We start from the raw sequence: 11,244 nt of genomic DNA, 5'->3' as shown, positions 1-11,244 counted from the left end.
CCGCCGTGCGGCCCCACGTGGCATGGATTCAGGATTTTTCGAGGTTGGCGAGAATCTTCGCATGCACCCGCATGCAGACTTCCAGATCAGCCTCGTCGACCCCTGTGAACAACTCCTGACGCAGGGCGTTGGCGATGGTCTCGATCTGGTCGATCAGCGGCTTGGCCGGTGGGCACAGCAGGATTTTCTTCGCCCGACGGTCTTCCATCACCGCCTGACGGCGCACCAGGCCTTGGCTCTCCAGGCTGTCGAGCAACCGCGCCAGCGTCGGCCCCTCGACCCCGACGCTCTGGGCCAGCTCGCGCTGGGTCGGGGACTCTTCGAAGCGGGCCAGGTGCAACAGCACCAACCAGCGTGCCTGGGACAGGTTGAGCCCGGCAAGGCGGCGGTCCAGTTCGGCGCGCCAGCCACGGGACATCTGGGCCAGCTGCATGCCGAAGCGGTGTTGGTTATCGGTCAGGGGCATAAGCGACTCTATGAACAGAACTAATTATTAGCCAGCTAATCATGCCCGACGCCAACAGGCAAGGCTGCAGCGCGCGGGAATGTCCGATAATCGTCAAAAAGCGTGACGAGGGTCAGTCACAGCTCGAACTCCGCGGCCAATGCCGCACGCACACAATGCAGCACGCCTTCAGGTACGCGCTGGCCGAACAATGGTGACACTGCCGATACCGGAGGCAGTTCGCCTTCGCCGTCAAGGAAGGCATCCTGCACTTCCATCAGCAGGTCTTCGGGCAGATCCAGAGCCTGCTCAAGGCTCAACTCCTGGCGACCAAGGGCCTCGGCCAGCAGGCTGTAGACATTCTTCTCACTGCAATTGAGCTGGCCGGCGATCTGCGCCGGCGTCATGCCGGCACGGGCCAGGCTGACCAGCTCGTGGCGAAGGTCGAGCACCACCTTCGGCGCCTGATCCCCCGTACCGCCATTGAGTACCTCGAGGAACGCTTCGCCGTAACGCTCCAACTTGCGCGCACCGACGCCACTGACCTGGGCCATGTCGCTGAGGCTGGTAGGTTGACTGCGCAGCATCTCCAGCAGGGTCGAGTCGGGGAAGATGACATAAGGCGGCACGCTGTGCTCCTCGGCCAGCTTGCGCCGCAGGGCTCGCAGCGCCTCCCAGAGCTCGCGCTCCTCGGCACGCACCAGCTGGCTGGCAGGGCTGCCGCCACCGGAGGATTTGGCCACGGCCTGTGGTTTGAGGTCGCGGCGCAACTGCAAGGTGACTTCGCCGCGCAACAAGGGCCGGCAACTGTCCGTCAGACGCAGCCCACCGTAGCCTTCCAGGTCGATGTCCACCAAGGCACGTGCCACCAGCTGGCGGAACAGCGAACGCCATTCGTGTTCGCTCAGGGCCTTGCCGACGCCGAACACCGACAGCTTTTCATGACCGAAACTACGCACCTTCTCGGTATCCTTGCCCACCAGCACATCGACCAGATGGCCCACCCCGTAGCGCTGACCAGTGCGGTATACCGCCGACAGGGCCTGGCGCGCAGGCTCGGTGGCATCCCAGGTCTGGACCTGGTCTACGCAATTGTCGCAATGACCGCAGGGCTGTTCGAGCACTTCGTCGAAGTACGCCAGCAGTGTCTGGCGGCGACAGCGGGTTTCTTCACACAGCGCCAGCATGGCGTCGAGCTTGTGCTGCTCGATGCGCTTGTGGCGCTCGTCGCCTTCGGAGTTCTGCAGCATCTGCTTGAGCATCACCATGTCCTGAAGGCCGTAGGCCATCCAGGCGTCAGACGGCAGGCCATCACGGCCGGCACGGCCGGTTTCCTGATAATAGGCTTCCATCGATTTGGGCAGATCGAGGTGGGCGACGAAGCGTACGTTAGGCTTGTCGATGCCCATGCCGAAGGCAATGGTGGCGACCATGATCAAGCCTTCCTCGTTGAGGAAGCGATGCTGGTTGGCCGCACGGGTCTCGGCGGCCAGGCCGGCGTGATAAGGCAGGGCTGGGAAGCCCTGCTCGCAGAGGAAGGCGGCTGTCTCGTCGACTTTCTTGCGCGACAGGCAATAGACGATGCCGGCATTGCCACGGCGCTCTGCGAGAAATGCCATCAGCTGCTTGCGCGGCGCTTCCTTGGGCACGATGCGGTAGAAGATGTTGGGCCGGTCGAAACTCGACAGGAATCGCTCTGCGCCCTGCAGATGCAGGCGCTGGACAATCTCCTCGCGGGTACGCATGTCGGCCGTTGCAGTCAGGGCGATCCGGGGTACCTGGGGGAACAGCTCGGCCAGTTGGCCCAGTTGCAGGTATTCCGGGCGAAAATCATGGCCCCACTGCGAGACACAGTGAGCTTCATCGATGGCAAACAGCGCGATATCCAGGGTCCGCAGAAACTCCAGCATGCGTGGCTGCACCAGGCGCTCGGGGGCCAGATACAGCATCTTCACCTCGCCACGACGCAGGCGCCCGGCCAGCTCGCGTTGCTGCTCGGCACTCAAGGTCGAATTCAGCGCAGCGGCCGCCACCCCCAGTTCGTCGAGGGTGGCGACCTGGTCGTCCATGAGCGCGATCAGCGGTGAAACCACGACAGCAAGGCCCGGACGCAGCAAGGCCGGCACTTGGAAACACAAGGACTTGCCGCCGCCGGTGGGCATCAGCACCAGGGCATCGCCGCCACTGGCCACGCATTCGATGATCGCTGCCTGGCGCCCCCGGAAACTGTCGTAGCCGAAGATGTCCTTGAGGACGCGCTGAGCCTGTTCGAGCATTGGAAACTCCAAAATCGCCGTACCATCCTGGACACAGGCTGGACGAAAAATCCGCCGGACACACTTGCCAATGCGTAAGCGGCTTTTGCCGGAATGCCGGAGAAACGGCACCCTGGGTGAAAAATCGCGAAGTATACCCCAGTGCCCGCTCGCGCAGGATGCCTTGACTGCTTCCCCACGACAGACGTTCCCTTGGCCCCCAGCCGCCGCAAGGTGCTAGAATTCGTTATCGTTTATTCCCCAAGGTAGCCCTGTAATGTCCTTCGCCGAGCAACTGACCCGCCTGCAAGCCTTCCTCGACGCCGACGAGCTGCACGAAGAAGCGCTGGACTACGTCGCCGCCCATGGCTACCTGACCGCGCTGTCGATCTGCTCCGAGGAAGTTCCCGAGCGCGAATGGATCGACGCCCTGTTCGCTGAAGAGCCCCACTACGCGAGCGATGCCCAGCGCACCGAGATCGAGGCGACCCTGGTGGCCCTCAAGGCCCACATCGGCCGCCAACTGGCCAGCGACGACGAGTTCGAGCTGCCATGCGACCTGGACCTGACCGACGAGCCGGACGACTCCGACCTGCGCGGCTGGTGCATCGGTTTCATGGAAGGCGTCTTCCTGCGCGAGGAAGCCTGGTTCGAGAACGCCGAGGAAGAAGTCAGCGAAATGCTGCTGCCGATCATGGTCGGTTCGGGCCTGTTCGACGAGCAACCGGAGTTCGAGGACATCGCCCGCAATGCCAGCCTGCAGGATGACATGATCGTGCAGATCCCCGAGGCGCTCACCGCGCTGTTCCTGCTGCTGCACGCCCCTGACGAGAAACCTGCCCTGCTCAAGCCGCGCCACCACTAAGGTGGCCATGCGCTACCTGTTGCTGGCCATCGGCTGGCTCAGCGTTGCGCTGGGGGTGGTGGGGATCTTCCTGCCGGTGCTGCCTACCACCCCTTTCCTGCTGCTGGCTGCGGCGTGCTTCGCGCGCAGCTCGCCACGCTTTCACCACTGGTTGATCAACCACCCCAAACTGGGTCCGTGGATCCGCGATTACCTCAGTGGCGAAGGCATCCCGCTCAAAGGCAAGGTCTACGCCATCGGCCTCATGTGGGCGAGCATCGGCCTTTCCTGCTACCTGGTGCCCCTGTTCTGGGCACGGGCCTTCATGCTCACCAGCGCCGTGTTGGTCAGCCTGTACATTCTCAAGCAAAAGACCCTGCGCCGCCCCGGTTGACGCTCAATCGCTGAGCGACGACGGTTCGGACTCCACCACCAGCAACAGACACCCCCTGGGCGAACGCAACCAATGCTCGGAGCCTGCGGCGTAGACCAAGCTGTCGCCCGCGCGAAACACCTGACCATCGACATCCATGACTTCGCCCTCCAGCACCTGCAGCAACTCGGTGGCTGCGTGCCGGTGCGGCACTGAGCGGCTGCCGGGCGCCATTTTCATCCAGTAGGCCTGCCAGGGGCCGGTATCGGCCAGGATTTTCCAGCTGACGCCTTCCAGGCGCTGACCGCCCAAGAGCATGGGCTGCCACTGGACCTGGCTGGGGGTATGGGATTCGCGTAGGGACATGTGGACTAATTCCGAGGTGGGCTCGATCACAGTCTAGGGAGCTGACGCAGGCCCGGTGCTGCAGGTACGACCAGGGCGTATGCCCTGGCGTCGCATTTGTGCCTGGATCGAGAGGCGAGCCCGCGCCTGCAGGCGCGGGTCTCACGCCGCCCGTAACATTCAGACAGTATCCACTTTCAATGAGTGGTCATTGAGCATCCCATTGATGATAGTTGCAGTGTCCTGCCCCGAGGCGATCACCCCACCCGCGCCGGCCGTGACACCATAATGCTGAGCCAAGTCGACCCCGGCCAGCTCGATGGTCTGGGTGGGCGCCGCGCCCGCCACACTGCTGACTTCGATGGTCGAGACCACATTGGTTCCGGTACCGGTGACCTTGAAGTGCAGGTAGTCGTCCAGCGAGGCGGACGTGGCATGCTCTCCCTGAAGCAGCTGCGACAGGTCGAGGCGATCACTGCCGGGGATGAAGTCAGTGACGGTGTCGTGCCCCACATCCCCCTTCTGCCACACAAACGTATCGTTACCGCCCCCCCCGGTGAGCCGGTCATTGCCCACCCCGCCGATGAGGACGTTGTTGCCGCTATTGCCGATCAGGAGGTCGTTGTAGTCGGAGCCGATCAAGTTATCGATGCCATTGAAGGTGTCGATACCAGCGCCCCCGGTATCCTGCGCCCCCGTGAGGTTCAGGTTGACCGTCACCGCGCCGGGGGCCGAGGCGTAGCTGGCGGTATCGGTACCTGCACCGCCATCGAGCAGATCATTGCCCGGGCCGCCGATCAGCAGGTCATTGCCTTCCCCGCCGTAGAGCTTGTCATCACCACCGCCACCGACCAGCACATCGTTGCCAGCAGCACCGTGCAGGGTATCGTTCCCCGCGCCGGCAACCAGGGTGTCGTTGTCGGCAGTGCCGGTGAGCACACTGCCGCCCTGGTAGGTGATGTCGGCATTGCCCGTCGCGCTGCCGCCGTGGCCATCGCTCACCGTGTAAGTGCCGTTGTAGGCATCCTGCTCGGCATTGCTGTAATCGATCGACATCGTCAGTAGGTAGTTCACATTGCCGTGGCTGCCATTGCCGCTGGACAAGTTGATCATGTGGATGGAGTACGTCCCGTCGTGGCTGGCAGTGAAACCTTTGTCATTGTCGATGGCCTGGTAGCTACCGCTTTCGTCCTTCCATGCCATGGCGACCTGACTTGCCGACACGTCATGGTGCAGGTTCAGGGTCTCACCTTTCTTGAGCGTGACCGTCAAAACATCCTGGGCGTTGGCGAAGTTGCCGTTGGGCGAGGCCAGGAAGCCGCTCACGATCAGCGCGGCCGCCATGCTGTCGGCCGGCCCACGGAACTCGCTGCGCGCAAGGTCACGCACCCGGTTGGACAAGTTGCTGCCGGTACCAGTGAAGTCGGCCACAGGCGTGTCGCTTCCCACGCCAAAACCTGCGCCGTTGGGGGAAAACCGAGTGTCGAAGTAGGTCGAGGACACCGAGAGCTTGTCGTAATCAGGGTCGTTGTCATTGGCCAGCAGGGCCTCGGCCGGCACCGTCATCCCAGTGCCGGCGATATTGGTGATGAGATGGTCGGCCCCAGCCACAGGAGGCGCGTTCGTCACCTGCGGTTCACCGATCCAGGGCTGGCTGTCCTGTACCTTGATGCTGACGGTGGTGGTGCTTTCATCGCCGTCGGCGTCGCGGATGGTGTAGACGAAGGTGTCGGTCGCGCCATCGCTGCCCACGCTGTTGGGGTTGGCGTGGTAGCTGGCGCTGCCGTCGGCCTTGAGGATCAGGTAGCCATAGTTGCCCATGATCTGTGTGCCAACCTCACCATGGGCGGCGGTCGAAGTGTCGCTGCCAGCGCGCACGCCAACCACGACGTTGCCATTGGTCACCTTGTCCGCGCCCAGGTCATCGTTGTACAGCACATTGCCGGTGACCACCCCGCCTTCATGCACGATCGACTTCGCATCGGCGATGGCCTGGGGCACGTCGTCGACGATGTTGATGACGATCTGGCTGGTGATGGTATTGCCCTGCTGATCCTTCGCCTGGTAGGTGAAGGTCTCGGTCGTGGTATTCGGGCCATCGTTGACGCCACCTGGGGTCTTCGGCGCCGAGGTCAGGGTGTAGGTGTAGGTGCCGTCTCCGCTCAGATGAATCTGACCGTATTGCCCGACGGCATTGCCCACCAAGGTGTAGGTCAACGCACCGACCCCGCCTTGCACCGCGCCGACCAGGGTGCCTGTCCCGGTCTCACCCGTGGAGGTTGGATCGCTGCCAGTGACAGTCCCGGCCGCCAGGTCCTTGCCATCCTGATTCAGGTCCAGGGCTTTTTCATAAACCGTTACATCGCGGTCTGGGCCGATCACCGAAAGCGGATTGCCCTGCACATTGAGAGTGACGGTCGTGGTGCTCTCGTCGCCATCGGCGTCGCGGATGGTGTAGACGAAGGTGTCGGTGGCACCGGCACCCGGCACGCTGTTGGGGTTGGCGTGGTAAGTCGCCCAGCCGTTGGCGTTGATGACCAGGTAGCCGTAGTTACCCATGACCTGAGTGCCGACATCGCCATGTGCGGAAGTCGAGGTGTCGCTGCCGGCGCGCACACCGACCACGACGTTGCCATCGATGACCTTGTCCGCACCCAGGACATCGTTGTAAAGCACATCACCACTCACCGTGTCGCCCACGCGTACGGTGGCCGAGTCGGCGTTGGCCTTGGGCACGTCGTCGACGATGTTGATGACGATCTGGCTGGTGATGGTGTTGCCCAGTTGATCCTTCGCTTGATAGGTGAAGGTCTCGGTCAGGGTGTTCGAGCCATCGTTGGCGCCACCTGGGGTCTTCGGCGCTGAGGTCAGGGTGTAGGTGTAGGTGCCGTCTCCGTTGAGATGGATCTGACCGTATTGCCCGACGGCATTGCCCACCAAGGTGTAGGTCAACGCACCGAGCCCGCCTTGCACCGCGCCGACCAGGGTGCCTGTCCCGGTTTCACCCGTGGAGGTTGGGTCGCTGCCGGTGACGTTGCCAGCCGCCAGGTCCTTGCCGTCCTGGTTCAGGTCCAGGGCTTTTTCGTAAACCGTCACATCACGGTCCGCCCCACTGACCGACAGTCCACTATCCAGCACCTTGATAGTGACGGTGGTGGTGCTCTCGTCGCCGTCGGCGTCGCGGATGGTGTAGACGAAGGTGTCGGTCGCACCGGCACCCGCCACACTGTTGGGGTTGGCGTGGTAAGTCGCCCAGCCGTTGGCGTTAATGACCAGGTAGCCGTAGTTACCCATGACCTGAGTGCCGACATCGCCATGTGCGGAGGTCGAGGTGTCGCTGCCGGCGCGCACACCGACCACGACGTTGCCATCGGCCACTTTGTCCGCCCCCATGTCATCGTTGTAGAACACGTTGCCGGAGACGACACCGCCCTCATGGACGGGTGCCGAATCCGGATTGGCCTCGGGCACGTCGTCGACGATGTTGATGACGATCTGGCTGGTGATGGTGTTGCCCAGTTGATCCTTCGCTTGGTAGGTGAAGGTCTCGGTCAGGGTGTTCGGGCCATCGTTGGCGCCACCTGGGGTCTTCGGCGCCGAGGTCAGGGTGTAGGTGTAGGTGCCGTCTCCGTTCAGATGAATCTGACCGTATTGCCCGACGGCATTGCCCACCAAGGTGTAGGTCAACGCACCGACCCCGCCTTGCACCGCGCCGACCAGGGTGCCTGTCCCGGTCTCACCCGTGGAGGTTGGGTCGCTGCCGGTGACGTTGCCAGCCGCCAGGTCCTTGCCGTCCTGGTTCAGGTCCAGGGCTTTTTCGTAAACCGTCACATCACGGTCCGCCCCACTGACCGACAGTCCGCTGTCCAGCACCTTGATAGTGACGGTGGTGGTGCTCTCATCGCCGTCGGCGTCGCGGATGGTGTAGACGAAGGTGTCGGTCGCACCGGCACCCGCCACACTGTTGGGGTTGGCGTGGTAGGTGGCGCTGCCGTCAGCGTTGAGGATCAGGTAGCCATAGGTGCCCATGATCTGGGTGCCGACATCGCCATGAACAGGTGTCGAGGTATCGCTGCCAGCCCTTACGCCGACCACGGCCTTGCCCTCAGGAGCACCATCGGCCCCAACCACATCGTTGTGCAATACGTTGCCGGTGACCACCCCGCCTTCGTGCACGATGGATTTGGTATCGGGATTGGCTTGAGGCACATCGTCGACAATGTTCACGTCGATGCTACCGCTAGCACTACTGCCATCGCTGTCGGTCGCAACGACGGTAAAGCTTTCGCTCACACTGTTGGTGCCATCGGCGTTCGGGTGCGCCTCATTGTCGGTCAGGGTGTAGCTGTAGCTGACGACGCCGGTGGCCGGGTTGTAGCCGGTCACGGTCAGGGTATTGCCCAGCGGTGTGGTGATCGATTGCGGGAAGCCCGCCACCACCCCGCCATTGACCAGGGTGATTCCCCCAACGACCAGCGTTTGCAGGCCATCGGCTGCTGTGACGGTAAAGGTCCCGCTTTGCGTCAATGCCGAGGCATCGGGGGCACTGCCGTCGGCCAAGTGCTTCTCGTGAACGGTGAGCTCGCCCCCTTTTACAGCCAGCCCATCGAGGGTAACCGGGTCGTTGAGGTTGGTGACATTGAGCACCAGCGTCGCCGTGCTGCTGTCCCCGTCCGCGTCGGTCAAGGTGTAGGTGAAGTGCTCCACGCCCGAGCCGCCACCGTGCAGGTTGATGAAGTCCGGGTCGTTGGTGTTCAGCGTGTAGGTGTAGGACCCGTCCGCCGCCAGCACCAAGGTGCCATAGGTGCCGACATAGGTACCGGCGGTGATCGGCCCGGATGGCACACGGTCGGCCCCCTGCACATCGTTGCTCAGCACATTGCCGGTCAAGGTGGTCTGCTGCTCGGTCGCCACCGTGGGGTTGCTGTCGTCCAGGGCTTTGGGCGCGTCGTCGACAATGTTCACGTCGATGCTACCGCTAGCACTGCTGCCATCGCTGTCGGTCGCAACGACGGTAAAGCTTTCGCTCACACTGTTGGTGCCATCGGCGTTCGGGTGCGCCTCATTGTCGGTCAGGGTGTAGCTGTAGCTGACGACGCCGGTGGCCGGGTTGTAGCCGGTCACGGTCAGGGTATTGCCCAGCGGTGTGGTGATCGATTGCGGGAAGCCCGCCACCACCCCGCCATTGACCAGGGTGATTCCCCCAACGACCAGCGTTTGCAGGCCATCGGCTGCGGTGACGGTAAAGGTCCCGCTTTGCGTCAATGCCGAGGCATCGGGGGCACTGCCGTCGCCCAGGTGCTTCTCGTGAACGGTGAGCTCGCCCCCTTTTACAGCCAGCCCATCGAGGGTAACCGGGTCGTTGAGGTTGGTGACATTGAGCACCAGCGTCGCCGTGCTACTGTCCCCGTCCGCGTCGGTCAAGGTGTAGGTGAAGTGCTCCACGCCCGAGCCGCCACCGTGCAGGTTGATGAAGTCCGGGTCGTTGGTGTTCAGCGTGTAGGTGTAGGACCCGTCCGCCGCCAGCACCAAGGTGCCATAGGTGCCGACATAGGTACCGGCGGTGATCGGCCCGGATGGCACACGGTCGGCCCCCTGCACATCGTTGCTCAGCACATTGCCGGTCAAGGTGGTCTGCTGCTCGGTCGCCACCGTGGGGTTGCTGTCGTCCAGGGCTTTGGGCGCGTCGTCGACAATGCTCACGTCCAAGGTGCCACTGGCCACACTTCCATTGGTGTCGCTGACATGCACCGAGAGCTGCTCGCTGACTGCCTGTGCGCCTCCGGCGGTCGCCAGGGTGTAGCTGTAGCTGACCGTACCGGTGACCGGGTCATAGCCGGTGATGGTCAGGACATTGCCCAAGGCGGTGGTCAGCGACTGGCCGACACCCGTTACCACGCCTCCGGTGACGACATTGATACCGCCGACATTGAGGTTGAACACGCCATCGGGCGCTGACACAGTGAAGCTGCCGCCCTGGGTCAAGGCACCAGGGTTACTGGCAGAACCGTGCGGCAGATGGGCCTCTTGCAGGGTCAGCTCGCCTCCGGCGACGTCCAGTCCGTGCAGGGTGACCGGATTATCGGGATCGTCTGGGCCATCGGTTACCGGTCGGCGATCATCATCGAAGCGCGTATCCCCGGCATCGGGAATCGTGAACTCAGGGATGCCATTGAACCCTGCGGTGGGGAAACCAATCACCGGGTCGACGCGCCCGGCCACCTCGGTCAGCAATACGAAGCTATGGCCACCGCCCACCGCACCGGGCGCGCCGGTGCTGCTGGGGCCTGCCGCCGTGGCCTCGGCCTCCTGGCTCGGGTCAGCACCTGCGGCAATTGCCTGTTGCAAGCGCTCGACATCACTCAAGTCAGCCTCACTGGGCGCTATCGCTTCAGGGCCCTGCACATGCCCCGCGGGGTGGGCCAACAGCTCCGGCCGCAGCTCAAGGCTGCTGTCGCGCCCCAGGGTGAGCTCGCCACCGTTATCCAGGTGCACGGCTACAGCCCCCGCGGCGCCGGTCTCGAGTTGTTCTCCGGCATACAGCCGGTCACCTTCGACCGAGACCCGACGGGTGCCGTCCTGACCGACCGCGAAGACTTGCCCGACAACCTTGCTGACCACACCAAGTGATTTAGCCATGAACCAATGCCTCCATTGCCGAGTGATTCCCGCAACGCGAGGCTTTTGGAGGAAGGAGGAATTCGCGGCGTTGACCATGCACGCAGCGATGCGTCGATAACTGCGCCAGGCCCCGATTTCACGGGGGATCAAGGCTTATGGATGATAGTCGACGATGAACCTGGCAAAACGCGATGGCAAAATGACAGATGTCAATAAAATGTCGCCAAATAACGTCCTGCCTCCCTCCCCTCGTTAGATCCCTGCCCTCTGCTGCAAGAAAAACGGGAACTTTTCTCAGAGGCCCGAAAAACAAAGCGTGTGCGCTTATTCAACGGACGACCTGAGTAGAACAATGTCCGGT

The 11,244-nt window shown here is 63.1% G+C and carries 6 protein-coding genes; 2 read left to right on the top strand and 4 right to left on the bottom strand.

What is annotated here, in order from left to right:
* Nucleotides 1-28: 28 nt before the first annotated feature.
* Both AB1N67_RS07635 and recQ read right to left on the bottom strand, forming a co-directional pair.
* Nucleotides 29-466 (bottom strand): MarR family transcriptional regulator, encoded by a 438-nt coding sequence (locus tag AB1N67_RS07635; RefSeq protein WP_043214353.1) that lies wholly within the window; start codon nt 464-466, stop codon nt 29-31.
* 116 nt (nt 467-582) lie between these two features.
* The gene (recQ, locus tag AB1N67_RS07630) at nt 583-2,721 is read right to left on the bottom strand and encodes a DNA helicase RecQ (protein WP_043214355.1); all 2,139 of its coding nucleotides are present in this window, start codon (nt 2,719-2,721) and stop codon (nt 583-585) included.
* Nucleotides 2,722-2,977: 256 nt separating this feature from the next.
* Here recQ and AB1N67_RS07625 point away from each other — a divergent pair, with 256 nt between their 5' ends.
* Complete coding sequence (locus AB1N67_RS07625) at nt 2,978-3,565, top strand: YecA family protein (protein ID WP_043214359.1); 588 nt, start codon at nt 2,978-2,980, stop codon at nt 3,563-3,565.
* A gap of 7 nt (nt 3,566-3,572) precedes the next feature.
* Nucleotides 3,573-3,938, top strand: coding sequence for a YbaN family protein (locus AB1N67_RS07620; RefSeq protein WP_043214361.1), 366 nt, complete (start codon nt 3,573-3,575; stop codon nt 3,936-3,938).
* Nucleotides 3,939-3,941: 3 nt separating this feature from the next.
* Here AB1N67_RS07620 and AB1N67_RS07615 read toward each other — a convergent pair whose 3' ends face one another.
* Nucleotides 3,942-4,283 carry a cupin domain-containing protein gene (locus AB1N67_RS07615; protein WP_052352502.1) on the bottom strand — a complete coding sequence of 114 codons (342 nt, stop codon included), beginning with the start codon at nt 4,281-4,283 and terminating at the stop codon, nt 3,942-3,944.
* A 159-nt stretch (nt 4,284-4,442) separates the two neighbouring features.
* Nucleotides 4,443-10,901: a retention module-containing protein gene (locus AB1N67_RS07610; protein ID WP_367863641.1), complete on the bottom strand. Its 6,459-nt coding sequence runs from the start codon at nt 10,899-10,901 to the stop codon at nt 4,443-4,445.
* Nucleotides 10,902-11,244: the final 343 nt, after the last annotated feature.

The organism is Pseudomonas guariconensis, assembly GCF_040822035.1.
GTDB classification, from domain to species: domain Bacteria; phylum Pseudomonadota; class Gammaproteobacteria; order Pseudomonadales; family Pseudomonadaceae; genus Aquipseudomonas; species Aquipseudomonas guariconensis.
The sequence above is the reverse complement of the archived record's forward strand: the minus strand, read 5'-3'. Positions and strand labels throughout refer to the sequence as shown.

What these genes read in the sequence shown, in the direction of transcription:
- AB1N67_RS07610 (WP_367863641.1), bottom strand. Translation starts at nt 10,901, where the DNA reads ATGGCTAAATCACTTGGTGTGGTCAGCAAGGTTGTCGGGCAAGTCTTC.
- AB1N67_RS07615 (WP_052352502.1), bottom strand. Translation starts at nt 4,283, where the DNA reads ATGTCCCTACGCGAATCCCATACCCCCAGCCAGGTCCAGTGGCAGCCC.
- AB1N67_RS07620 (WP_043214361.1), top strand. Translation starts at nt 3,573, where the DNA reads ATGCGCTACCTGTTGCTGGCCATCGGCTGGCTCAGCGTTGCGCTGGGG.
- AB1N67_RS07625 (WP_043214359.1), top strand. Translation starts at nt 2,978, where the DNA reads ATGTCCTTCGCCGAGCAACTGACCCGCCTGCAAGCCTTCCTCGACGCC.
- recQ (WP_043214355.1), bottom strand. Translation starts at nt 2,721, where the DNA reads ATGCTCGAACAGGCTCAGCGCGTCCTCAAGGACATCTTCGGCTACGAC.
- AB1N67_RS07635 (WP_043214353.1), bottom strand. Translation starts at nt 466, where the DNA reads ATGCCCCTGACCGATAACCAACACCGCTTCGGCATGCAGCTGGCCCAG.